Below are 21,661 nucleotides of genomic sequence, written 5' to 3' on the forward strand. Positions count from 1 at the left end.
GGTCATCGCCATAACCTTCGTCCTGTGGATGGCACAGCCGCTCATCGTGCCGCTGGTGCCCGAGGGCGCGCTGACCGACGGCACCATCGCGGTGGCGGCAGGGCTGACCCTGTTCCTTCTGCCCGACGGGACGGGGCGGCCGATGCTCACCTGGCCGGAGGCGGACCGGGCGCCGTGGGGCGTCATCATGATGTTCGGCGGCGGGCTGGCGCTGGCTGCGGGGATGAGCACGAGCGGGCTTGCGGACTGGCTGGGGCAGGTCCTCCTCCCGCTGGGATCGCTGCCCCTCATTGCCCTCGCGCTGATGGTGACTGCGCTGGTCATTCTGATTACGGAATTCGCCAGCAATGTCGCCGCCGCCAGTGCGATCGTGCCGGTGGTTGCCAGCCTGTCCGTCGCTCTCGATGTCGATCCCATGCTGCTGGCCATGCCCGCCGCCATTGCCGCGACCTGGGGCTTCATGCTGCCCGCCGGCACTGGCCCCAATGCCATCGCCTGGTCCAGCGACCGGATCACCATCGGCCGCATGGTCCGCGCCGGTCTGGTTCTGGACCTGGCCGGGGCTTTCCTCATCGTCGGGCTGGTGTGGACGATCCGCTCCTTCGCCTAGTTGCAACAACGCCGCGCTATGGCTAGTCGCGGCGCTGTCATCGGCACCGGCGGAGAAGCGTTCCTGCGGAGGTTAGGAGCGGGCGTCGCGGTTGCCGCCATTTGCCCCCGCCTTCCTGGGGGCGCGACATCTCAGGAAGGAGGCCTACCATGGCCAACCACGACATCGATCCCACCAGCCCGCGCAAGGCGGACCGCCCGGAAGTCACCAAGATCGCCGGTCGCGAACTGAAGCCCGCTACGCTGATGATGGGGCATGGCTATGACCCTGTCCTGTCCGAAGGCAGCCTGAAGCCGCCGATCTTTCTGACCAGCACCTTCGCCTTCCCCAGCGCCGCCGATGGCAAGCGCCATTTCGAAGGCATCACAGGCAAGCGCCCCGGCGGCGCCGACGGCCTCGTCTATTCGCGCTTCAACGCGCCCAATCAGGAAATCCTGGAAGATCGCCTGGCGGTCTGGGACGGCGCGGAGGATGCGCTCAGCTTTTCCAGCGGGATGACCGCGATCTGCGTGCTGATGCTGGCCTATGCGTCGCAGGGTGACGTCATCGTCCATTCCGGCCCGCTTTACGCGGCAAGCGAGGGTTTCGTCGCAAAGGTGCTGGCCAAGTTCGGCGTGACCTATGTCGATTTTCCCGCCGGTGCCAAGCGCGATCAGCTGGATGCCGTGCTGGAAAAGGCAAAGGCGCAGGCCGCCAGCCAGGGTGGCAAGGTCTGCATGATCTATCTGGAAAGCCCCGGCAACCCGACCAACGCGCTCGTCGATATCGAGGCGGTGAAGGAGGCGCGCGACGCCGCTCTCGACTGGTCTTGCCCGATCGCGATCGACAACACCTTCCTTGGTCCCTTGTGGCAGCGCCCGCTGGATCACGGCGCGGACATCGTGGTCTATTCGCTGACCAAATATGTCGGCGGCCATTCGGACCTCGTCGCCGGCAGCATCGCGGGCGCCAGGAAATGGATGGACCCGGTGCGCAGCCTGCGCAACACCATGGGCGGCATCGCGGACCCCAATACTGCCTGGATGCTGCTGCGGTCGTTGGAAACCGTGGAGTTGCGCATGAGCCGCGCGGGTGAAAATGCCGCCAAGGTCTGCGAGTACCTGGCCGCACACCCGAAGGTCGATGGACTTGGCTATCTGGGCATGATTAAGGATGATCGGCAGAAGGACATCTACGCCCGACATTGCCTGGGCGCAGGCAGCACGTTTTCCCTCCTTCTTAAGGGCGGCGAGGCGGAATGCTTTCGCTTCCTGGATGCGCTCAAGATCGCGAAGCTTGCCGTGAGCCTCGGCGGTACGGAAACCCTGGCGAGCCATCCCGCATCCATGACGCATCTGTCCGTTGCCGAAGGCCGCCGGGCGGAACTGGGCATCGGGGACAATCTGGTTCGCATCAGCATCGGTATCGAAGATGCCGACGATCTGATTGCCGATTTCGAACAGGCGCTGGAGCAGGTCTGAGCCGGATCGCCTATCTGGCCTGCGTGGGCACGCTACCGGGATCGCCCCTGCGGCGCGGAGATGCCTTCGAGCATGACATCTCCGTTGCCGCGCTGCGCCCCGCATTCGATGCTGCCGGGCTGGAACTGGTGGAGATAGACTGGCGCGCACCCATGGAAGATTTCGCGGGATGCGCCGCCGCGCTTATCGGGACACCATGGGATTATCACGATCACGAGAGTGCGTTTCTGGACCGGTTGAAAGCACTTGATGCCGCAGGCATTCGCGTTTTCAACGATTGGGAAATCGTGGTCTGGAACTCGGACAAGCGATATCTAGATGATCTTGCGGAGGCCGGCGTCCCTACCATCCCCACGCTCTGGCATCCCGACCCCGATCGCGCCGCGATCAGTGAAGCGCTGGACCACTTTTCCGCCAAAAGCGTAGTCGTGAAAAGGCAGGTCGGCGCCGGGGCAGAGGGGCAGCATCGCTTCACCCGGGACAGCCTGCCCGCAGCGGACTGGCGGATGGGCCACGCCGCCATGATCCAGCCCTTCCTTCCCGTGATCGAGCAGGAAGGCGAACTCACTTTCGTCTTCATCGATGGCCGATTCAGCCACGGCGTCCGCAAGACGGCGGCCGAGGGGGAGTATCGCATCCAGTCGATCTATGGCGGCGCTGAAGTCAACTTCGAGCCAAGCGCGAGCGAACTGGCGCAGGCCGAAGCGGTGATGGCCGCCCTTCCCTTCGCAGCGCCGCTTTATGCCCGCATCGACATGATCAGGCTCGAGGGAGAAACCCTGGCGGTGATGGAGGCGGAGATGATCGAACCCTATCTGTACCCGGAACAAGGGCCTGAATTGGGCGAGAGACTGGCGTCTGCGGTCGCTGCTCGGCTTGCCAACGCCTAACTTTCCTCGTCGTCCTGCCCGGCCACGGCCATCTCATCTCGCGCCATTTCGTAGCGGACGCGGGTCATGCATTCCGTGGCTCCCGTACCGGCCTCCTTCTTGGCGCGTTCGAGCATGGCCTTCGCCGCATTACCGAAGTCCTGTGTGGGTTGGGCGTCCAGGATCTGCACGTTCCCGATGGCGCCCCATGGCGCGACATCGTATTTCAGGATGGCCCACCCTTCTATCGACCGCTTGCGATAGAGATCGGGATAGACGAGGCGCGGCCCTTGCGCCCAGTCGAGCGCCTCGCACTGGTCTTCCCGGCCTGCATCCGGCTTATCGGGCATGACCGGCGCCGGCAGCTCGCCCGCGTTTCGCGAAAACGGATAGCTGCAACCGCTGCGCGCTTCGCCTGCATTGTACCGGCTTTTGGAGATTGCCGTGACGGACGCCTGACCCAGTTCCGCATTGCCCGTGCTTGCCAGAATATGCGCATTCCGCGTTTCGCCCGAGGCTGTCACATCGAAACCGACGAGCGCCCAGTCGCTCACACCCGGAGTGGCGGCGATGCTCTGAAAGTCCGGCAAGACCTGGACCAGGGGTTGCGTCTTGCGACGGCATTCGTCGCCCGCGCGCAGCCTGTCGAAGCCCGGTCTGGGAAGGCGCGGTTTCTGCTGGGTAATGACATAGGAAGCGAGTTCGGGAATGGGCACATCGTCGAAGCTGTCGAGCTTGGGAGTGTAAACGATCGTGCAGTTCTGCCGCGCCGGCCCCGGTGCGAAGCGACTGGCCGCCAAGGCAGGTGAAATCTGGTTGGCGCGGTAGCCAGGCACGGGGTCATCCTGGCGGATCGAGAGCGGTCTACCGCTTTCATCCACGGCGAATTGCATTGTTACCGGGCGAGGCGTCGCGACACCTACCCATACGATTTCATTGTAAGGCCGTCTTACTGTCACCGAGACCTCCGTAGCGCCATCGCAGCGCGCGTCCCCGGGATGCCAAGTTACGAACTGCTGCTGTACCACGGTGGTGGCCGGCCGATGGATCGGCACGGTGACGATCGGGGGCGGGGTTTGCGGCGATGCCGGAGCAAGAGCGGCGGACGCGATCAATCCCAACATGCTCGTCACCCCTCAGTCGCGCTTTATCGAACCTTGTACTAGCCCCGCCACTCGCGCCGTTCCTCGGCCTGCTTCAGCACTTCATAGGCCAGCGAGAAAGCCTGAAAAGCCTTGGCAGCGTCTTCGTCACCCGGCTTCACATCGGGGTGAACTTCCTTGGCCTTTTCGCGCCAGGCCTTCTTGATCATCGCGAAATCGGCATCCGCTTCCAGGCCCAGCACGTCTAGTGCGCGCATTTCGTCGGCACTGCGGCTGCCGTCCCCGCTACCTGCCCAGCCATAATGCTGCGCCTCCGCGTAACCGGCATTCTCGCTCTGCTCGGCCTTGGTGCGCGCGGCTTTCTCTGCCTTGTCCAGGCCTTCGAAATAATCCCACTTCTGATTGTATTCGGCGGCGTGCTTCTGGCAGAACATCCAGCGCTCGGGACTGTTGGGGGCCTTGGGCGCGGGGCACTCGCCGGGTTCGTCGCATCCATGGCGATCGCACAGGCGCACGGTGGTGGCTTCGCGGCCACCTTCGTAGCCGCGCCACCGGGGAAAGCCCCAGTCCACGGATCGTCTGGGCTTAGCCATAAGTCGTTGGTCGATTGAACATGGCTATCAGTCTAGGTGCGCTGGCGCTGGGTGCAAGGCCATGCAATCGGTTTCGAAGAGAAATGTTGCATCGCAACCTGATGTTCACATGTTCGGATCCAAAGGGATCATCATGAGCAAGCCCCTGTCCATTGCCGCAACCCTTAGCGTCCTTGCCACGGCGGCAATGGCTCTGGCGATGATGACCGCGGAACCCGCGGGCGGCCGCGACAAGCGCGGCCCTGCTGCCCACGGGTCCCTGATCGAAGTGCTTGTTCGCGCTTAGTTGCCGATCACGACAGTAGCGGCACGGCGGTTCTGCGCCCAGGCCTGTTCGTCCGAACCCAGCGCCATGGGCCGTTCCTTGCCATAGCTGACCACGCGAATCCGGCTGGACGGGATGCCCAGGCTGACCAGGTAGTTCTTGGCAGCGTTCGCACGGCGTTCGCCCAGCGCAAGGTTGTACTCACGGGTGCCGCGCTCGTCGGCATGGCCTTCGACGGTGAAATTGACGTTGGGATATTGCGAGAAATAGCGCGCCTGCGTCTGGAGCTTCGCCGAATCCTCGCTGTCGATGTCGTATTTGTCGGTATCGAAATAGACGATGGTATTCATGGCGCCCACCGCATCGGTGAAATGCGCCTGCGAACCGACGATAGGCCCGGTCTGCGTGGGGGTAACGGGGGACTGGGTTGCTTCCGGCTGCGGCGCGGGGGGAAGCTGTTCGGGCGCCTTCTTCGAACAGGCGGCAAGGGCCGCCGTGCCGACGAGAAGGGCGGCGGTGGTACGAATTTTCATCGGCAAAACCTCCTGGTTATCGTGTCGTTGTTGGCGCGGCAGTTGCCCACACCCCTCTTGTTCATACCCATTCAGGGCAGAATCGGTCCCCACGCCGGGTCGGATGCTCCCACTGGCGTATCGAGCTGGCGCAGGTTCTTGCCGGTCAGATCGACCTGCCAGAGCTGCGCCTTGCCCGATGTGCCACGCTCGGTCCGGAAGAACTGGATGATGCGGCCGTTGGGCGCCCAGGTGGGTGCCTCGTCCTGCCAGCCGCGCGTCAGAACGCGCACGTTCTGGCCGTTGGGGCTCATCACCGAAACGTTGAAGGTGCTGGCGTTGGTAAAGGCGATCTGGTCGCCGCGCGGGCTCCATTCGGGCGTGGCACAGCGGCCCGAGAAGCTGATGCGGCGCTGGTTCGATCCATCCGCGTTCATGACGTAGCATTGCTGCGCGCCGGAGCGGTCGCTTTCGAAAACGATGCGGCTGCCGTCCGGGCTGTACGAACCACCAACATCGATCCCCGGGCCGTCGGTCAGCCGGGTGCTTTGCCCGCCGCTGGACGATACGCGATAGATGTCGGTGTTGCCGTTGACGGCCATGGAATAGAGGATCCAGCGCCCGTCCGGGCTCCAGCGCGGAGCGAAGGTCGGGTTGCTGCTCTGTGCGACCAGCGTCTGCTTGCCGGTGCCGATGTCGTAGACATAGATACGCGGATTGCCGTCCACATAGCTGAGATAGCTGAGCTTCTTGTAGTCCGGCGAGTAGCGCGGCGTCAGCGCGGTGGCGCGCCCGCTGGTGATGAAACGGTGGTTCGCGCCATCGGAGTCCATGATCGCAAGGCGTTTGATGCGCTTATCCTTGGGACCGGTCTCCGCGATATAGGCGATGCGACTGTCGAAAAACGGACTTTCGCCGGTGAGGCGCGAATAGACCAGATCGGCGCATTTGTGTGCCGCGCGTCGCCATTCGCGAGGGGAGACGATCCAGCCCTGTCGCGCCAGCGGGCTCTGGAGCTGTACGTCGTAAACATAGCAGCCGACCGCCAGTCGCCCGTCGGCCTGTGCCCGGACATAGCCCTGAACCAGCATTTCCGCGCCCCGATTGCCCCAGGTCGGATATGTCGGCGCCGTAATGTCGGCATAGCTCGGCTTCGGCAAAGCATCCGGACCGGTCGGCTTGAACAAGCCGTTGTTGCGCAGGTCGCCGGTGATCACCTTGGCCAGTTCCACGCCGAGCGCCGCCGTGCCGGACGTGCTGGCAGGGGTCGGCGCATCGCGGTCCGTTGCGAAAGCGGGAATCGCGATGCTGAGGTCTTCCAGATTGCCTTCATAAGAAACCGTGACTGAGAGGCCTTCATCGCCGCTTTCTGTGGCCTCAACCGCCCCTTCCTGGGGGAGCCTTTCCCCCAAATCGCTATTGGGACTTGAGGTTTGGGCCACCGCCGGCAAGGCTAGCATGGCCAAGGCGAGTGCGATGGTTTTCGTCATTGCGAGAGCCTCCAATCAAGCGCGGCTGTCACTGTTTTCCAGCCGTCGTAATACTGTTCAGGTAGGTCGAAGGGTGCGGCTAGCTGCACCGCACGTACCGCCAATTCGCCGTGACGCCCGGCCTGCGCCCGATTTGCATCGGTAACACCGCTTTGTCCGACCACTTCGGGCCTCCCGACAAGACTCCCGTCGCGGTTTAGGCGGAAGCGGACCTTAGTGATGAGTTGGTCGGCATCTGCGCCGCTAGGCGGTTGCCAATGCGGCTTAAGCTGCCTCGCAATAGCTTGCCCGATCGCCGCCTTTTCTGACGACCCCAAAGCAGCTGCCGGAGCGCGTGTTTCGCTGGTCGAAGCGCTGTCGCCCATGCCTGCGAGGAAGTTGTCGCCGAGGCGCGTTCCGCCGCTCTTGGGCGCGGGTTTGGGCTGCGCGGTGCTTGTGCTCTTCTGCGCCGGCTTGGGCGCTGTCCTGCTGGGTGCATCGGGCCGGCGGCGCGGACTGGTATCGGCTGGCTTGGGTCTGGCGGGCGTGGTCACGGGGCGCTCGATGCGCGGTTGCGGCGCGGGCTGAGGCTGCGGTTCGGCCACCGTTTCGGCAGGCTCTGCCGCTGGCTCGGGCGTATCGGCGATGGTCGGTGCGATAGCCGCGCGGCTTTCCGGAACGGGTTCGGGCGCCGTCGCTTCCAGGCCGACTTCGCTCGCCAGATTGACCGTCATGCGCTGGGTTGGAGACATGTCGACCCGGCTGGTCGGCTGATACAGGAAGGCACCCAGCAGCGCGACATGCAGCGCTGCGGCGATGCCGAGCCCGATGCGTTCTTCGCGTCTCAAGGTCCTTCCCATGGCCATCGGCTATGGAGCCGCCGATGAACCAATGGTGACCAGGGAAATGCGGTTGAGCCCGGCGCGGTTCAGTTCGCCCATGACGGCCATGACGCGGCCATAATCGAGCGACCTGTCCGCTCTCAGCGTGATGTCCGGACCGGTTCCGGTACGAGGCAGATCCGCGAGCGCATCGGGAAGCCCCCCGACCCGCACCTGGACATCGTCGATATAGACATAGCCCTGTTCATCGATGCTGATCGTCACCGCCTGAGCCGGGGAATCGATGGGGTTGGCGCGGCTGTCGGGCAGATCGATGGGCACGGCCGCGGTCAGAAGCGGCGCGGTGACCATGAAGATGATCAGCAGCACCAGCATCACGTCGACAAACGGCGTCACATTGATCTCTGCCATCGGAGTGCGCCGGGAAGATCCGCGGCGCGAACGCGTGGCAAGGCCCATCGCCATCGGCTCAGGCCTCCAGCTGCCGGCTGAAGCTGGCGTGCAGCCGATCGGCGAAGCGCTGGAGCCGGCTTTCATAGCGGTTCACGGAATGGCTGAAGCGGTTGTACGCGATCACCGCCGGAATGGCCGCGAACAGGCCGATCGCGGTGGCGAACAGCGCCTCCGAGATTCCGGGAGCCACCACCGCAAGGCTGCTGCTTTCCTGCTGCCCGATCTGGAAGAAGCTGTTCATGATACCCCACACGGTACCAAACAGACCGACAAAGGGCGCCACCGAGCCGACTGTGGCAAGGAAATTGAGCCTTTCCGCCAGTTCGTCAGCTTCGGCCGCGACCTGGCTGCTCATGGCGCCTGCCAGTCGCTGACGGGTGCCCTCGCGATCCGTAACGCCCGCCTTCGTCGATTGCCGCCACTCGGCGACACCGGCGCGCGCCACCCGGCCAGGGGGCAGCTCGCCATTGCCGCGCTGGCGGGCGAAGGCGTCGAAATCCTCCGCGTCCCAGAATTCCTTTTCGTATTGCGCGGTGCGCCGGCCCAAGCTGCCCATTCGCAGGGAGAAGGAAACGATGATGGTCCACACCCAGACGCTGGCCAGCAGCAACCCGATCATCACCAGCTTCACGACGATATCGGCGTCCATGAAAAGGGTTACGGGATCGAGCCGGGACGGCGCGGCCACTGCGGCGGCAAGAAGGTCGATTGTCATCAGGCTGGGGTCTCTTCCATGAAGGTAGCGAAGGCGGCGCGCCATGGTTCCGGCTGGCGGCGCGGGCGCCCGTCCGGCGCGACGAAGCCGACGCGCAATTCCGCCTCCGCCAGCAGTTCATCGCCGCGCAGGGCCCGCTGCTTCATCCGGCAACTGGCCGCGCGCATTTCGGTGCAGCGGGTTTCGATCAGGACATCGTCGTCAAGCTTGGCGGGCCGCAGATATTTTAGCGTCAGCTCGCTGACCGCGTAGGCCCCCTCCCCGTCCTCGATCGCGGCGCGCTGGTCGATGTCCAGCCGGCGCAGAAGATCGCTACGGGCCCTCTCGAACCAGCGCAGGTAATTGGCGTGATAGACGATGCCGGACAGGTCCGTATCCTCGTAATAGACGCGCACGGCGTAGAGATGGCGGGGACCATCTAACACTCCATCGGGCAAGTTGGGGACGGTCGCCATGGCGCGCGCCTTTAGCGGAGGGCGGATTCGGCTGGCAAGCTATCGATGGTTATGGCGTGGCGAAGGGCGGGCGAGCGGATCCGCCGAGTAGACGGCTGTATAAGAAAACTTTGGCGCGTCGACCGGGAAGACCTGATCAGCGCGCGATCATCGGCCCCAGGGGCTGCCCCCCGAAAAGATGCACATGCAAGTGAGGCACCTCCTGCCCGCCGTGCTTGCCTACATTGGCGAGCAGACGGTAGCCGGGCTCGACCAGCCCCTTGCGCCGGGCAACCTCGCCCACGGCGCGCACGAATCCCCCAATTTCCGCATCCGACGCCTTGGCAGAGAAATCGTCCCAACTGACATATTCGCCCTTGGGAACGATCAAGGTGTGAATTTCGGCCTGAGGGTTGATATCCTCGAAAGCGATAGCCCAGTCGTCTTCGTACACGCGGGTGGATGGGATCTCGCCACGCAGGATCTTGGCGAAAATATTCTGGTCGTCGTAAGGCTGGGTCGGATCGATCGGCATCAGCTGCTCCTGCTGGCTTTTTCCTCGAGGCCGGATGTCCCCTCGCGCCGCTCGAGTTCGGCCATCACGCGGGCAAGCGGCACCCCCTTGGCGGCGAGAAGGACGGTGAGGTGAAACAGCACGTCCGCCGCCTCACCCACCAGCTCTTCCTCGCTGCCCGATAGCGCGGCAACGATGGCTTCGACCGCTTCTTCGCCCAGCTTGCGCGCGATCACGGGAAGCCCGCGCGCCTGGAGGCTGGCAACATAGCTGGAACCTGGATCGGCGGTCAGCCGCCGGATCACAGTGTCTTCAAGGCGCGCCAGGGTGTCCATCGATCAGACCCTTGCCGGAAGGCCCGCCGCGCGCAAGGCCGCATGCGCTTCGGAAATGGTATGCTGGCCGAAATGGAAGATGGATGCGGCCAGAACCGCGCTGGCGTGGCCGCGTGTCACCCCCTCGACCAGATGATCGAGCGTTCCCACGCCGCCCGAAGCAACCACGGGCACGCCCACTTCATCGGCAATGGCGCGGGTCAGTTCGACATCGTAGCCGTCCTTGGTCCCATCTGCATCCATCGATGTAACGAGCAATTCGCCAGCGCCAAGCTCTGCCAGGCGGATCGCGTGTGCCACCGCATCGATGCCGGTTGCCTTGCGCCCGCCGTGGGTAAACACTTCCCAACCGCGAATATCGCCGCTGACCGCCGCGCGTGCATCCACACTGGCGACAACGCATTGGCTGCCGAAGCGATCGGCAATCTCGGCGACGAGTTCGGGGCGGCTGACGGCGGCGCTGTTGACGGCCACCTTGTCCGCGCCCGCAAGCAACAGTGCGCGTGCATCCTCGGCACTGCGCACCCCGCCGCCAACCGTCAGCGGCATGAAGCAGACCTCAGCGGTCCGCCTGACGATATCGAGCAGTGTGCCGCGCCCCTCGTGGCTGGCGGAAATGTCGAGGAAGCACAGCTCGTCCGCCCCGGCCCGGTCATAGGCGCGCGCCTGCTCCACCGGATCGCCCGCGTCCTTCAGATCGACGAAATTGACGCCCTTCACCACGCGCCCTTCGGCAACATCGAGACAGGGAATGACGCGGATGCGGACGGTCATCGCAAGACCGCAAATGCAAGGCCAAGCAGATATACGGTCACCGTCACGAGCGCGCTCATTTCGACAATCAAAATCAACCAGAAAAGCTCTGGGTTGGTGCCCTTCGCATAGGTGAAGCGGCCGATACCGGCACGCTCGTCGTTAAGTGCGCGCCTGATGATGCCCACCTGTCCGGAGACCAATGCAATGCACAGTATACCAACAAAGGTTACGATCAGCCCCGTCACGCGACGGCCCTTTCGGCCATCGCCAGTGCCGCCGCCAAATCCAGCCGCCCGTCGTAGAGCGCGCGGCCCGTGATCACGCCTTCGATACCTTCCTTGGCATGAAGCGAAAGCACATGGATATCGTCCAGCCCCCTCACCCCGCCACTTGCGATCACCGGCAGATCCACCCGGCGCGCCAGATCCAGCGTCGCGTCGATATTGACGCCCTTGAGCAGCCCGTCCCTGCCGATATCTGTAAACAGCAGGCTGGCGACCCCGGCATCCTCGAACCGGCGGGCAAGATCCCGGACGGGCACGTCCGACGCCCTGGCCCAGCCCTCGGTTGCGACCATGCCGTCTCGCGCATCCACCGCGACGACGATGCCGCCAGGAAATTCAGCGGCCATGTCCTTGACGAACTGCGGGTTGGTAAGCGCGGCGGTGCCCATGACGACGCGGGACACGCCAAGGTCGAACCAGCCTGCCACCGCCTCGCGGGCCCTGATCCCGCCGCCCAGTTGGACATGGCCAGGAAATGTCGAGACGATTGCTTCCACCGCGGCGCGATTTTCCGCCCGTCCGGCAAAGCTGCCGTCGAGATCGACGACATGCAGGTGCCGTGCCCCGGCCTCTGCGAAGCGCATGGCCTGCGCTGCCGGGTCGTCGCCGTAAACCGTGGCGCGCGCCATATCGCCTTCGGCCAGCCGCACGACCTGGCCGCCCTTCAAGTCGATGGCGGGAAAAACGATCATGCCAGATACCTCATGGGCGCCACTCCAGAAACCGTTCCAGCAACGAGAGACCGAACGCCTGGCTCTTCTCAGGGTGGAACTGGACCCCCAGCATATTGGCGCGGCCGACCGCCGCGACCAGTCCCCCCCCGTGATCGGTCATGGCGATAACATCCTCGTGATGGCGGGGCTTGAAGTGATAGGAATGCAGGAAGTAGGCTTCGCCATTCTCGATCACCCCGCCCGGCTTGACGTGCGGCATACGCGCCACGTCGTTCCAGCCCATGTGGGGCACCTTCACGCTGCCATCTCTGGGTTCGATCAGGCGGACGGTACCGGCAATCCAGCCGAGCCCTGCCGTCTCGCCATGCTCCAGCCCCTGAGAGGCCAGCAATTGCATGCCCACGCATATGCCCAGAAACGGTGCCCCGCCCACGAACACACGCTCGTGCATCGCCTCCACCGCGCCGCTTGCAGCGTGCAGGCCTTCAGCGCAGGCCTTGAAGCTGCCGACGCCGGGCAGCACGATGCGGTCTGCGGCGCGCAGCACTTCGGGATCGGCGGTCACCTTTACCTTCGCACCAACGCGTTTCAGCGCGTTCTCGACCGAATGCAGGTTCCCAGCGCCGTAATCGACCAGCGCGACGACCTCAGCCACCAAGCTGCCCCTTGGTACTGGGAATCGCGCCCTGCTTGCGCGGATCGATCGCCACGGCGGCGCGCATGGCGCGGGCGAAGCCCTTGTAAAGAGCTTCGCATATATGGTGATTGTTGGTGCCGTACAGCAGCTCGCAATGCAGGGTCAGCCCGGCAGTCTGGCCGACCGACTGGAACCAGTGCTCGATCAGCTCGGTGTCCCATTCGCCCAGCTTTTCCTGCGTGAAACCGGCCTTCCACACCAGGTAGGGCCGCCCCGATATGTCCAGGGCCACGCGCGCCAGCGTCTCGTCCATCGGGGCATGTGCCTCGCCGTAACGGGCGATGCCCCCCTTGTCCCCCAGCGCCTGCGTGATCGCCTGCCCGAGCGCCAGCGCGCTGTCCTCGGTCGTATGATGCTGGTCGACATGAAGATCGCCATCGACCTTCATGGTGACATCGATCAGCGAATGCTTGGCAAACTGTTCGGTCATGTGGTCGAGGAAACCGATCCCCGTCGCCACGTCGTAAGTTCCGGTCCCGTCGAGATTGACCTCGACAAGGATCTTGGTTTCCGCCGTGTTTCGCTCGATCCGTCCGGTGCGCATGGCAGGCGCGCTACACGCGGCCGTGCGGGGCGCGCAAGCATTCTCGCTTGACCATGTCGCGTAGCCCCGCCACCTAGCGCATCATGAGCGACGAGACGCCCGACAGCCTGATCCCCTATGATGCCATCGTGCAGGAAGCGCTGCGCGCCGTGGTGGGCCGCGTCCTAGGGGAAATCGTTGCCGGCGGGAGCGAACTTCCCGGCAATCACCATTTCTACATTACCTTCAAGACCCACGCGCCGGGCGTTTCCATCCCCGCATCTCTGCGCGAACGGTTCCCCGATGAAATGACGATCGTACTCCAGAACAAGTTCTGGGATCTGACGGTGGAAGACGAGTTGTTCAGCGTGGGGCTGAGTTTCAACCAGATACCCGCCACGCTGGTGGTGCCCTATGCCGCGATTACCCAGTTCGTGGACCCCGCGGTCGATTTCGGATTGCAGTTCCAGGCGACGGTAGCCGACATGTCGCCCACTCCCACCGATCAACCCAATAACGATCTAATGGAACAGGCAGACGTTCCGGCGGTTGAATCGGAAGACGGCTCCAATGTCGTCACGGTCGATTTCGGCCGCAAGAAGTAACCACCGGCGCGCAGCGCCGAGGTGGTGCGAATCGGGGGCTTACGATGACCAAACTACTGACCAGACAGGGCGCCAGGGCGGTCAGAAAGACCGTCCGTGAATCACGCAAGCTACGCGGAAAGCGCACAGAGGGTGTGCCCGGCCCGAGCGACAATCCGGCGACCAACCTAATGCTTGCCGATGTTGCGATCCGTGCCGGGTCCTATATCGTCAGGCGATCGATCGAAAAAGGTTTCCTGCGCGGTCGTTACGGCAAGCAGACCGCCAAGGACATCGTCAACAACAAGAGCATAGGGCAGACGCTGGCGAGCTTTGCGCTGGCACGCGTGGCGACCGGCAGCGTGCCCGGCGCGATCGTCGTCGGCGGCGGAGCGCTTGCGAAGACGTTGTTCGATCGACGCAAGGGCCGCCGCCATAGCAAGCATGAAGGCGATCGCGATCTGCTTGAGCAGGCGCGGGACGAGTAAGCCCGCCCTTGATTTCGCCTGCGAACCTGCCGCAAAGGCGCGCATGGCTTCGCTCGATACCGCCGCCCATCCCTCGCAAACCGCCGACCAGCTGGCGCGGCGCGGCTTGCTGTTCATCTTGTCCTCCCCCTCGGGCGCGGGAAAGACGACTATCAGCCGGATGCTGCTGGATGCTGACGAGGAAATAAAACTCTCGGTCAGCGCCACCACCCGCCCGCCCCGCGCAGGCGAAATCGACGGGGTGCATTATCATTTCGTGGACCAGGCCGAATTCGACCGGATGGTGGAAGAGGATGACTTCTACGAATGGGCGCAGGTCTTTGGCCATTGCTACGGCACGCCCAAGGGACATATCCGTGCCGCGCTGAAAGACGGGCAGGACTTCCTTTTCGACATCGACTGGCAGGGGACGCAGCAGCTCTACCAGAAGGACCAGCAGGACGTGGTGCGCGTCTTCATCCTGCCCCCCAGCATCGCCGAATTGCGTCGCCGGCTCGAATCGCGGGCCACCGACGATGCGACCGTGATCGACGCGCGCATGGAACGCGCCCGGGCAGAGATCAGCCACTGGGACGCTTACGATTACGTGGTCATCAACGAGGATGTGAGTACCTGCTTCGCCAAGGTGCGGGAGATCCTGCATGCCGAGCGCGTCAAGCGACAGCGGCAGACCGGGCTGATCCCGTTCGTGCGCGAACTGATGAGCTGACAATGGCCGCCAGGCACCGGTGGCGTATCATTGCGATCCTTCTGGCGGCGGCTGCCATCCTGGTGGTTGCGGCACTGATCTCGCATGGCCGGGCACAGGCGAACCAAGCGCCCCTGCTGCGCCAGGCGCGCATCATCATTCCCGACCTGCCACCCGAAACCCCTTCCCTGCGGCTGGCATTGCTGAGTGATATCCACGTCGGCAACGCCTCCACCCCGCCCCAACGGCTCGAGCGGGTAATAGCGACGGTCACTGCGGCGAAGCCCGACGCAATCGTAATTGCGGGGGATTTCGTCAACGGAGACGAAATCGGCGATCCCGCTGCGCGGCCCGAACTGCTGGTCAAACCGCTCAGCCGGCTTAAGGCCCCGCTTGGCGTGTTCGCAACGCTTGGCAATCACGATCACTGGACCGGAGCCGATGCGGTCCGCTCGGCGCTCGAAAAGGCTGGCATCAGGGTGCTGGCCAATTCGGCCGCACGGATGGGGCCCTTCGTGCTTGCCGGTGTCGACGATTCCACCAGCGGTCATGCGAAGGCGGGGCTGGCCTTCGTCGAGGCGCAAGCCTTGGGCGGTATCCCCATCGTCGTTACCCACGCCCCTTTTACGGAACGGTTCATCCCGCGACCGACGCCTCTCATGCTACATGGCCATACCCATTGCGGGCAGACCGTGCTGCACCTTGCCCAGTGGGCAATCTATCCCACGGAGCTTCTCCGCGGGCGCTCCTATCCCAAGGCGATGCGCTGCGGGCTGGGGCGCGTGCGGGGCATGGTCACGGTGGCGTCCGGCGGCATCGGCACCTCATCGGTGCCGATGCGGTTCGGTGCGCCGCCGGACTGGTGGATGATCACGCTGGCTCCGCCATCGGCGGATGAGGTCAAAGGCCCCCGGCGGGATCCGCAAAATGCGTCGGCAGGTGGGCGTTGACGATACCGCCATCCACCGTCAGCGTTTCACCGATGGTGTAGTCGCCCGCGCGGCTTGCCAGATAGACTGCGCTGCCGCCCATGTCGAAAGCATCCCCCACACGCTTGTTGGGAATACCCTTGGCCGACTGGTCCCCGTGGTCGCGGGCAACCTTGTTCATGTTGGACGGGAAGGCACCCGGTGCGATGGCGGTCATGTAGATGTGATCCTTCACCAGCCGGGCAGCCATGCGCCGGGTGAGCTGGATCAGCGCACTCTTGGAGGCCTGATAGCTGTAGGTTTCCCACGGATTGATGCGCAATCCATCCACGCTGGCGATGTTGATGACCTTGGCGGGCCGATCGGCGCTGGCGGCGGCGGACAGGAGCGAGTGCAGCTTCTGCGTGAGGAAGAACGGCGTCTTCACATTGAGGTCCATGACCTTGTCCCAGCCCTGCTCGGGAAATTCGAGATAATCCGCGCCCCAGGCCGCGCCGGCATTGTTGACGAGGATGTCCAGCTTGCCTTCCTTCGAAGAAATTTCGCCGACGAGGTCCTCGATCCCCTCCATTGTCGAGATGTCGCCCTGCACCGGCACGACCTTGGCGCCCAGTTCTTCGGCTGTTTCGTTAAGTTCGCCGCCCTTTCGCGCGGTGATATAGACGCGCTCCGCGCCGGCGGCGAGGAAACCTTCCACGATCATTCTGCCGATGCCCCGGCTGCCACCGGTCACGAGCGCCACGCGCCCCTTGAGGCTGAAAAGGTCTTCGAGGGTCATGGTTCTTATCTCTCCGTTGTACCCCCTCCCGCAAGCGGGAGGAGTTTTATCGTCAGTAGCCGCTTAGTTCGGCAACGCGGCCGGCATGGTAATATTGGTCGCCCAGGAATTCCTGCAGCGCCCGGTCCCGCTTCATGAACAGGCCGATGTCGTATTCGTCGGTCATGCCGATCCCGCCATGCATCTGCACGCCTTCGCGAACCGCCAGGCCCGCAGCCTTGGCGACCTTTGCCTTGGCGACCGAGCTCATCAGGTCCGCCTTTTCGCTTCCGGCGTCCAGAAGCTGTGCGGCCTTTATGGTTACGGCGCGGGCAATCTCGACTTCCGAATAGAGGTGCGCCGCGCGGTGCTGAAGGGCCTGAAACTCGCCGATCACCTTGCCAAATTGCGTGCGCTGCTTGAGGTAATCCACGGTGCGATCCATCGCCCCGCGTGCAACGCCCACGCCTTCGGATGAGGCGGCAACACGGCCTGCCATCAGCACCTTGTTGAGGATTTCGCGCCCGCCATCGACCTCGCCGATCACGGCATCGCCGTCCAGCTCGACCCCGTCGAACTTGGTGTGGGTAGCCATGGAACTATCCACCAGCCGGACGGCATCGTGGGTCATGCCATCCGCATCCTTCGGCACCGCGAACAGCGTAATGCCGTCCGCATCGCCATCGGAACCCGATGTGCGCGCCGCGACCACCAGCATGTCCGCGCTGGCGCCATGCAGCACGAAATCCTTGGCGCCCGAAAGGCGGAAGCCGTTGCCCGCCTTTTCGGCGCGGGTGGCGATCTTCTCCGGGCGGTGCTTGGGTCCCTCGTCGATGGCGACGGCATAGACATGCTCGCCGGAGATGAGTCCCGGCAGCCAGCGGTCCTTCATGTCATTGCTGCCTTCGGCGAGCGCGGTCCCCGCCAGCACCGAAGTGGTGAGAAACGGTGACGGCGTCAGGTTGCGGCCGATCTCTTCCAGCACGATGCCCGCTTCGACATGGCCCATGCCGAGGCCGCCGTCGCCTTCGGGAAGCAGCAGGCCGGTGAATCCCATTTCCGCCATCTGCTTCCAGAGACCGTGGCCGAAACCGTCCTTGCAGTCGCGGTCGCGCCAGTGGCGCAGCTGTTTCGCGATGGCGCCTTCTTCGGCCATGAACTGGCTTGCTGTCTCGGCCAGCATGGCCTGATCGTCGTTGTGATATAGCGGCATTTCGCCCCGTTCCTCTCGTGATCGTCGCGCGTTCGCGCCGCGACGTTGAAAATCAATGCGTGTTCAAGCGACCGATCGACACCCCATCAGGCGCCGGGCAGCTCCAGAATGCGCTTGGAAATGACATTGAGCATCACCTCCGACGTGCCGCCTTCGATGCTGTTGGCCTTGGTGCGAAGCCAGCTGCGCGCCGGTTTTCCGCCCTGCGTATCCTCGCTTTCCCACTCCAGCGCACGGCTTCCGCCAGCCGCCATCACCAGTTCGTGGCGCCGCTTGTTGAGCTCGGTCCCCGCATATTTCAGCATGTTGGGCTGCGCGGGATGCCCCTTGCCCACCTTGACCTCGTCGAGAAACTTCTCGCTCATCGCGGTGAAGGCCAGCGCATCGACATCGAACATCGCCATTTCCGCGCGCAGAACCGGGTCGAGCGCGCCCTTGCGATTGGTTACCGCGCCGAGCGAGGTCGCCCGGTCGCCGCCACCGGTGGCGGAGATCATCTCCCGTTCGTGACCCAGCAGATATTTCGCCACATCCCAGCCGCGGTTGATCTCGCCTACATAGCCGGGAATGTCCTCGCCATAGCTCTTGGGCACCTTCACATCATCCATGAAGGTTTCGCAGAACGGGCTGTTGCCGCTGATCAGCTTGATCGGCTTGGTGGTGACACCCTGGTTCTCCATGTCGAAAAGCATGAACGTGATGCCCTGATACTTGTTCGCCTTGTCGGTGCGCACCAGGCAGAAGATCCAGTCGGCCTGATCGGCATAGCTGGTCCAGATCTTCTGGCCGTTGACGATCCAGTGATCGCCCTTGTCCTCGCCAAAGGTCTGCATGGAGACGAGATCGGACCCGCTGCCGGGTTCGGAATAGCCCTGGCACCAGCGGATTTCACCCCGCGCGATTTCGTTGAGGAAGCGCTGCTTCTGCCCTTTAGTCCCGAAGTGCAGCAGCGCCGGGCCCAGCATCCAGATGCCGAAGCTCGATAGCGGCGGCCGTGCGTTGATGCGCGCCATTTCCTCGCGCAAAACCTTCGCCTCTGCCGGAGTCAGCCCGGCACCGCCGTATTCCTTGGGCCAGCCGGGAACGGTGTAGCCCTTGTCGCGGCACGCTTCGAACCACTGCTTTTGCGCATCGTTCTTGAAGCTCGCATTGCGGCCGCCCCAGTACACATCCTCGTCGGTCTCGACGGGCTGGCGCATCTCGGGCGGGCAATTCGCCTCCAGCCAGGCGCGGGTCTCGGTGCGGAAATTCTCCAGTGCGCTCATGCCATCGGCCATCGCGACGACTCCTCTCTTCGTTGCTGCTTTACGTTTACGTTAAGGCGATTCGCGGGCCTTCGGCAAGGGCGAACACGCCGAACCGCCATGCCGTAGCGTCGGGCGGGTTTACGTTGACGCGAACGTCAGCTCCCCTAAGCTTCTGGCGACCCGCAACGGGCAGGAGAGGCCGAATGCGAATCCCCGAAGAGGCCGGCGTTTGTCAGGCGTGAGCTTCGTCAAAGGGCCCGTGCCGACCCGGATCAAGCTGATCCAGGGGGCCGGAGCCATGGCGTTCGGCGTCAAGGATAGCGGGTTCTCCTTCTTCCTGTTGATCTTCTACAATCAGGTGCTCGGGATGGACGCGGGCGAGGTGGGCGCTGCGCTGGGCCTGGCGCTCATCGCGGACGCGCTGGTCGATCCGCTGCTCGGCTATCTCTCCGACCGCACCTACACCCGCTGGGGGCGCCGCCTGCCCTGGCTCTATGCCGCGCCCATCCCGCTCGCGTTCCTGTGGGTCATGCTGTGGAGCCCGCCGGGAGGGGAAGCGCCAAGCTTCATGGGGCTGCTGGGGATCTGTATCGGCGTCAGGCTGATGCTGTCGGCCTGCGAGGTTCCCTCGGTCGCGCTGCTTCCGGAAATCACCGCCGACTACGACGAGCGGACCACGCTGTTCCGCTATCGCTACATGATGGGATGGCTGGGCGGATTGCTGATGATGATCCTGGCCTATTTCGTGTTCATGGTCGGGCCCCGAGGAATCCTCAGTCCGCAGGGCTATACCGGCTGGGGCATCGTAGGCGCCTGCGTGATGGTGGTGTCCGTCATCGGCTCCGCCGCCGGGCTGCACAAGACCGTGGCGCATCTCCCCCCGGTAAAGCCGCCGCCCTTCAGCTGGCGCGCCGCTTTCGCCGATATCAGGGAGGCCTTCAGCGAACGTGCCTTCGTCATCTTCGCCTGCGGGGCGCTTGCAGCTTACGTCAGCCAGGGCCTCACCTTCTCGATCACGCAATATGTGAACACCTATGTGTGGCGCTTCGATGCCACCGCTTTCCGCGTCTATCCGGCCGCGTTGGCGGTCAGCGTCTTCATCATGTTCCTGGTCGTCAGCCCGCTGCACCGCCGCTTCGGCAAGCCGCGCACGGCCGCCTTCGCGGCGCTGCTCGCCTTCACCATCGCCTATGCGCCTTATGTTTTCTACCTGCTGGGTCTGTGGCCGCAAACCGGAACGCTGACGTCCACCGCAACCTACTACGCCTTCGTTGCGATCGGTAACACCTGCGGGATCGTTACCATGATCTCCGCATCATCCATGGTGGCCGAAATCGTGGAGGCCTTTCAGGAACGGACGGGCCGGCGCGCGGAAGGATCGTTCTATTCGGGCAACTGGTTGGTTCAGAAATGCGCCACCGGCATGGGCATCTTCATCTCCGGCCAGATCATTTCGCTGGCGGCACTGCCCGCGAATGCGCAGCCGGGCGAAGTGGGAGAGGAGGTCCTGACCACCATGATCCTGCTGTATGGGGCGGTATCTCTGGTGCTGGCAGTGGCGACGGCGTGGTTCCTGTACCGCTTCCCGATCAGCCGCGCCGATCACGAGGCCCGCGTCGCCGCGCTCGACAAGGCGGCGCGCGGCGATATCGACGCAACGATGACCCCGCCCTGATTTCACCCTTGGCGCGCGGCGGGCCATCTGCCAGTTCGTGCGCCGACAGATTCGAACGAACAGAACGCAAGAGAGAAAGAGGAAAAGCCATGGATTTCGAACCGACAGAACGCCAGCAATACTGGCGCGACCGGGTGAAGAGCTTCATCGACGATCATATCCGCCCCGCGGTGGAAACCTATAACGAGCAGGATGCGGAAGGGGACCGGTGGAAGGTGATCCCCGTGGTCCAGGAGCTGAAGGCCAAGGCGAAGTCCGCCGGCATCTGGAACCTGTTCATGCCCCCGCGCAACGAGGGCCACCACCATGTCGATGAAAGCTACGAGTTCGAAGGCCCCGGCCTCACAAATCTCGAATATGCGCTGTGTGCCGAGGAAATGGGGCGCATCGGCTTCGCTTCAGAAGTCTTCAACTGCTCCGCGCCCGATACCGGAAACATGGAGGTGTTCCACCGCTACGGCACGCGCGAACAAAAGGAGGAATGGCTCACCCCTCTGATGAACGGCGAGATCCGCTCCGCCTTCCTGATGACCGAACCCTTCACCGCGTCTTCCGATGCCACCAACATCGAGACGCGGATCGATCGTGATGGCGACGAATACGTCATCAACGGCCGCAAATGGTGGTCGAGCGGGCTGGGCGATCCGCGCTGCAAGGTTGCGATCGTGATGGGCAAGACCGACACCAGCGCCCAGCGCCACGCCCAGCAATCCATGATCCTGATGCCGATCGACACCCCCGGCGTGAATATTTTGCGCCACCTTCCGGTATTCGGATACGACGACGCCCCGCACGGCCACATGGAAGTTGAACTGAAGGACGTGCGCGTCCCGGTCACCAATATGCTGCTGGGCGAAGGGCGCGGGTTCGAAATCGCGCAGGGCCGCCTCGGGCCGGGCCGCATCCACCATTGCATGCGCACCATCGGCGTCGCGGAGGAGGCGCTCGCCAAGATGTGCAGCCGGTTGCAGG

Annotated in this window: 28 protein-coding genes; 10 read left to right on the forward strand and 18 right to left on the reverse strand. The window is 63.9% G+C overall.

The genetic code is table 11. The features are described from left to right. From ACFDTG_RS12455 to ACFDTG_RS12465, 3 genes are all read left to right on the forward strand, one after another. Positions 1-610: SLC13 family permease (locus ACFDTG_RS12455; RefSeq protein ID WP_375291375.1), on the forward strand; the 610-nt coding region annotated here is incomplete at its 5' end. Positions 611-759: 149 nt separating this feature from the next. Continuing rightward, entirely contained in the window at positions 760-2,070 is a 1,311-nt protein-coding gene (locus ACFDTG_RS12460) for a cystathionine gamma-synthase family protein (RefSeq protein WP_375291376.1), read from the forward strand. A gap of 23 nt (positions 2,071-2,093) precedes the next feature. Further along, positions 2,094-2,960, forward strand: coding sequence for a RimK family alpha-L-glutamate ligase (locus ACFDTG_RS12465; RefSeq protein ID WP_375291377.1), 867 nt, complete (start codon positions 2,094-2,096; stop codon positions 2,958-2,960). On the opposite strand, the gene ACFDTG_RS12470 is transcribed toward ACFDTG_RS12465, so the two are convergent. Both ACFDTG_RS12470 and ACFDTG_RS12475 read right to left on the reverse strand, forming a co-directional pair. Further along, positions 2,957-4,063 carry an energy transducer TonB gene (locus tag ACFDTG_RS12470; protein ID WP_375291378.1) on the reverse strand — a complete coding sequence of 369 codons (1,107 nt, stop codon included), beginning with the start codon at positions 4,061-4,063 and terminating at the stop codon, positions 2,957-2,959. The genes ACFDTG_RS12465 and ACFDTG_RS12470 overlap by 4 nt on opposite strands. 38 nt (positions 4,064-4,101) lie before the next feature. Then, positions 4,102-4,635, reverse strand: a complete 534-nt coding sequence (locus ACFDTG_RS12475; RefSeq protein WP_375291379.1) for a J domain-containing protein — start codon at positions 4,633-4,635, stop codon at positions 4,102-4,104. A 109-nt stretch (positions 4,636-4,744) separates the two neighbouring features. Between ACFDTG_RS12475 and ACFDTG_RS12480 the strand changes: the two genes are divergently transcribed. Continuing rightward, positions 4,745-4,921 carry a hypothetical protein gene (locus ACFDTG_RS12480; protein ID WP_375291380.1) on the forward strand — a complete coding sequence of 59 codons (177 nt, stop codon included), beginning with the start codon at positions 4,745-4,747 and terminating at the stop codon, positions 4,919-4,921. Here ACFDTG_RS12480 and pal read toward each other — a convergent pair. The 13 genes from pal to hisB form a co-directional block, all read right to left on the reverse strand. Further along, positions 4,918-5,433 (reverse strand): peptidoglycan-associated lipoprotein Pal, encoded by a 516-nt coding sequence (gene pal / locus ACFDTG_RS12485; RefSeq protein WP_375291381.1) that lies wholly within the window; start codon positions 5,431-5,433, stop codon positions 4,918-4,920. The two genes, ACFDTG_RS12480 and pal, sit on opposite strands and share 4 nt — an antisense overlap. 71 nt (positions 5,434-5,504) lie before the next feature. Further along, complete coding sequence (gene tolB / locus ACFDTG_RS12490; protein WP_375291382.1) at positions 5,505-6,902, reverse strand: Tol-Pal system beta propeller repeat protein TolB; 1,398 nt, start codon at positions 6,900-6,902, stop codon at positions 5,505-5,507. Continuing rightward, entirely contained in the window at positions 6,899-7,729 is an 831-nt protein-coding gene (locus ACFDTG_RS12495; protein WP_375291383.1) for a TonB C-terminal domain-containing protein, read from the reverse strand. The genes tolB and ACFDTG_RS12495 overlap by 4 nt, the downstream gene beginning before the upstream one ends. A 21-nt stretch (positions 7,730-7,750) precedes the next feature. After that, positions 7,751-8,188, reverse strand: coding sequence for an ExbD/TolR family protein (locus tag ACFDTG_RS12500; protein ID WP_375291384.1), 438 nt, complete (start codon positions 8,186-8,188; stop codon positions 7,751-7,753). Between the two features lie 4 nt (positions 8,189-8,192). Then, on the reverse strand, positions 8,193-8,891 hold the full coding sequence (tolQ, locus tag ACFDTG_RS12505) for a protein TolQ (protein ID WP_375291385.1): 699 nt from the start codon (positions 8,889-8,891) through the stop codon (positions 8,193-8,195). Continuing rightward, the gene (locus ACFDTG_RS12510) at positions 8,891-9,346 is read right to left on the reverse strand and encodes a YbgC/FadM family acyl-CoA thioesterase (RefSeq protein WP_375291386.1); all 456 of its coding nucleotides are present in this window, start codon (positions 9,344-9,346) and stop codon (positions 8,891-8,893) included. The genes tolQ and ACFDTG_RS12510 overlap by 1 nt, the downstream gene beginning before the upstream one ends. A 136-nt stretch (positions 9,347-9,482) precedes the next feature. Next, positions 9,483-9,860: a histidine triad nucleotide-binding protein gene (locus tag ACFDTG_RS12515; protein WP_375291387.1), complete on the reverse strand. Its 378-nt coding sequence runs from the start codon at positions 9,858-9,860 to the stop codon at positions 9,483-9,485. Further along, positions 9,860-10,174 (reverse strand): phosphoribosyl-ATP diphosphatase, encoded by a 315-nt coding sequence (locus tag ACFDTG_RS12520; RefSeq protein ID WP_375291388.1) that lies wholly within the window; start codon positions 10,172-10,174, stop codon positions 9,860-9,862. Before ACFDTG_RS12520 ends, ACFDTG_RS12515 begins: the two co-directional genes overlap by 1 nt. A 3-nt stretch (positions 10,175-10,177) precedes the next feature. After that, positions 10,178-10,948, reverse strand: coding sequence for an imidazole glycerol phosphate synthase subunit HisF (gene hisF / locus ACFDTG_RS12525; protein ID WP_375291389.1), 771 nt, complete (start codon positions 10,946-10,948; stop codon positions 10,178-10,180). Beyond that, entirely contained in the window at positions 10,945-11,175 is a 231-nt protein-coding gene (locus tag ACFDTG_RS12530) for a hypothetical protein (protein WP_375291390.1), read from the reverse strand. The genes hisF and ACFDTG_RS12530 overlap by 4 nt, the downstream gene beginning before the upstream one ends. Beyond that, positions 11,172-11,906, reverse strand: a complete 735-nt coding sequence (hisA, locus tag ACFDTG_RS12535; RefSeq protein WP_375291391.1) for a 1-(5-phosphoribosyl)-5-[(5-phosphoribosylamino)methylideneamino]imidazole-4-carboxamide isomerase — start codon at positions 11,904-11,906, stop codon at positions 11,172-11,174. Before hisA ends, ACFDTG_RS12530 begins: the two co-directional genes overlap by 4 nt. A gap of 10 nt (positions 11,907-11,916) precedes the next feature. Continuing rightward, a complete protein-coding gene (gene hisH, locus ACFDTG_RS12540) occupies positions 11,917-12,543 on the reverse strand; it encodes an imidazole glycerol phosphate synthase subunit HisH (protein WP_375291392.1) in 627 nt (208 codons plus the stop codon). Continuing rightward, entirely contained in the window at positions 12,536-13,129 is a 594-nt protein-coding gene (gene hisB, locus ACFDTG_RS12545; RefSeq protein ID WP_375291393.1) for an imidazoleglycerol-phosphate dehydratase HisB, read from the reverse strand. Before hisB ends, hisH begins: the two co-directional genes overlap by 8 nt. Before the next feature lie 83 nt (positions 13,130-13,212). On the opposite strand from hisB, the gene ACFDTG_RS12550 reads away from it, so the two are divergent. The 4 genes from ACFDTG_RS12550 to ACFDTG_RS12565 are packed head-to-tail and all read left to right on the forward strand — an operon-like array spanning position 13,213 to position 15,818. After that, the gene (locus tag ACFDTG_RS12550) at positions 13,213-13,713 is read left to right on the forward strand and encodes an SspB family protein (protein ID WP_375291394.1); all 501 of its coding nucleotides are present in this window, start codon (positions 13,213-13,215) and stop codon (positions 13,711-13,713) included. Positions 13,714-13,757: 44 nt separating this feature from the next. Further along, positions 13,758-14,180, forward strand: coding sequence for a hypothetical protein (locus tag ACFDTG_RS12555; RefSeq protein WP_375291395.1), 423 nt, complete (start codon positions 13,758-13,760; stop codon positions 14,178-14,180). Between the two features lie 43 nt (positions 14,181-14,223). Then, positions 14,224-14,889, forward strand: coding sequence for a guanylate kinase (gene gmk / locus ACFDTG_RS12560; RefSeq protein ID WP_375291396.1), 666 nt, complete (start codon positions 14,224-14,226; stop codon positions 14,887-14,889). 2 nt (positions 14,890-14,891) lie between these two features. Continuing rightward, the gene (locus tag ACFDTG_RS12565; protein WP_375291397.1) at positions 14,892-15,818 is read left to right on the forward strand and encodes a metallophosphoesterase; all 927 of its coding nucleotides are present in this window, start codon (positions 14,892-14,894) and stop codon (positions 15,816-15,818) included. Here the strand turns inward: ACFDTG_RS12565 and ACFDTG_RS12570 are convergent. From ACFDTG_RS12570 to ACFDTG_RS12580, 3 genes are all read right to left on the reverse strand, one after another. After that, entirely contained in the window at positions 15,769-16,575 is an 807-nt protein-coding gene (locus ACFDTG_RS12570) for an SDR family oxidoreductase (RefSeq protein ID WP_375291398.1), read from the reverse strand. The genes ACFDTG_RS12565 and ACFDTG_RS12570 overlap by 50 nt on opposite strands. A gap of 52 nt (positions 16,576-16,627) precedes the next feature. Next, positions 16,628-17,767, reverse strand: a complete 1,140-nt coding sequence (locus ACFDTG_RS12575; RefSeq protein ID WP_375291399.1) for an acyl-CoA dehydrogenase family protein — start codon at positions 17,765-17,767, stop codon at positions 16,628-16,630. An 86-nt stretch (positions 17,768-17,853) separates the two neighbouring features. Then, positions 17,854-19,032: an acyl-CoA dehydrogenase family protein gene (locus tag ACFDTG_RS12580; protein WP_375291402.1), complete on the reverse strand. Its 1,179-nt coding sequence runs from the start codon at positions 19,030-19,032 to the stop codon at positions 17,854-17,856. A gap of 220 nt (positions 19,033-19,252) precedes the next feature. On the opposite strand from ACFDTG_RS12580, the gene ACFDTG_RS12585 reads away from it, so the two are divergent. Continuing rightward, the gene (locus ACFDTG_RS12585; protein WP_375291400.1) at positions 19,253-20,689 is read left to right on the forward strand and encodes an MFS transporter; all 1,437 of its coding nucleotides are present in this window, start codon (positions 19,253-19,255) and stop codon (positions 20,687-20,689) included. 89 nt (positions 20,690-20,778) lie between these two features. Beyond that, positions 20,779-21,661: acyl-CoA dehydrogenase family protein (locus ACFDTG_RS12590; protein WP_375291401.1), on the forward strand; the 883-nt coding region annotated here is incomplete at its 3' end.

This window comes from Qipengyuania sp. (assembly GCF_042095715.1).
GTDB lineage: Bacteria > Pseudomonadota > Alphaproteobacteria > Sphingomonadales > Sphingomonadaceae > Qipengyuania.

What these genes read in the sequence shown, in the direction of transcription:
- ACFDTG_RS12460 (WP_375291376.1), top strand. Translation starts at nt 760, where the DNA reads ATGGCCAACCACGACATCGATCCCACCAGCCCGCGCAAGGCGGACCGC.
- ACFDTG_RS12470 (WP_375291378.1), bottom strand. Translation starts at nt 4,063, where the DNA reads ATGTTGGGATTGATCGCGTCCGCCGCTCTTGCTCCGGCATCGCCGCAA.
- ACFDTG_RS12475 (WP_375291379.1), bottom strand. Translation starts at nt 4,635, where the DNA reads ATGGCTAAGCCCAGACGATCCGTGGACTGGGGCTTTCCCCGGTGGCGC.
- ACFDTG_RS12480 (WP_375291380.1), top strand. Translation starts at nt 4,745, where the DNA reads ATGTTCGGATCCAAAGGGATCATCATGAGCAAGCCCCTGTCCATTGCC.
- pal (WP_375291381.1), bottom strand. Translation starts at nt 5,433, where the DNA reads ATGAAAATTCGTACCACCGCCGCCCTTCTCGTCGGCACGGCGGCCCTT.
- tolB (WP_375291382.1), bottom strand. Translation starts at nt 6,902, where the DNA reads ATGACGAAAACCATCGCACTCGCCTTGGCCATGCTAGCCTTGCCGGCG.
- ACFDTG_RS12500 (WP_375291384.1), bottom strand. Translation starts at nt 8,188, where the DNA reads ATGGCGATGGGCCTTGCCACGCGTTCGCGCCGCGGATCTTCCCGGCGC.
- tolQ (WP_375291385.1), bottom strand. Translation starts at nt 8,891, where the DNA reads ATGACAATCGACCTTCTTGCCGCCGCAGTGGCCGCGCCGTCCCGGCTC.
- ACFDTG_RS12510 (WP_375291386.1), bottom strand. Translation starts at nt 9,346, where the DNA reads ATGGCGACCGTCCCCAACTTGCCCGATGGAGTGTTAGATGGTCCCCGC.
- ACFDTG_RS12515 (WP_375291387.1), bottom strand. Translation starts at nt 9,860, where the DNA reads ATGCCGATCGATCCGACCCAGCCTTACGACGACCAGAATATTTTCGCC.
- ACFDTG_RS12520 (WP_375291388.1), bottom strand. Translation starts at nt 10,174, where the DNA reads ATGGACACCCTGGCGCGCCTTGAAGACACTGTGATCCGGCGGCTGACC.
- hisF (WP_375291389.1), bottom strand. Translation starts at nt 10,948, where the DNA reads ATGACCGTCCGCATCCGCGTCATTCCCTGTCTCGATGTTGCCGAAGGG.
- hisA (WP_375291391.1), bottom strand. Translation starts at nt 11,906, where the DNA reads ATGATCGTTTTTCCCGCCATCGACTTGAAGGGCGGCCAGGTCGTGCGG.
- hisB (WP_375291393.1), bottom strand. Translation starts at nt 13,129, where the DNA reads ATGCGCACCGGACGGATCGAGCGAAACACGGCGGAAACCAAGATCCTT.
- ACFDTG_RS12550 (WP_375291394.1), top strand. Translation starts at nt 13,213, where the DNA reads ATGAGCGACGAGACGCCCGACAGCCTGATCCCCTATGATGCCATCGTG.
- ACFDTG_RS12555 (WP_375291395.1), top strand. Translation starts at nt 13,758, where the DNA reads ATGACCAAACTACTGACCAGACAGGGCGCCAGGGCGGTCAGAAAGACC.
- gmk (WP_375291396.1), top strand. Translation starts at nt 14,224, where the DNA reads ATGGCTTCGCTCGATACCGCCGCCCATCCCTCGCAAACCGCCGACCAG.
- ACFDTG_RS12565 (WP_375291397.1), top strand. Translation starts at nt 14,892, where the DNA reads ATGGCCGCCAGGCACCGGTGGCGTATCATTGCGATCCTTCTGGCGGCG.
- ACFDTG_RS12570 (WP_375291398.1), bottom strand. Translation starts at nt 16,575, where the DNA reads ATGACCCTCGAAGACCTTTTCAGCCTCAAGGGGCGCGTGGCGCTCGTG.
- ACFDTG_RS12575 (WP_375291399.1), bottom strand. Translation starts at nt 17,767, where the DNA reads ATGCCGCTATATCACAACGACGATCAGGCCATGCTGGCCGAGACAGCA.
- ACFDTG_RS12580 (WP_375291402.1), bottom strand. Translation starts at nt 19,032, where the DNA reads ATGAGCGCACTGGAGAATTTCCGCACCGAGACCCGCGCCTGGCTGGAG.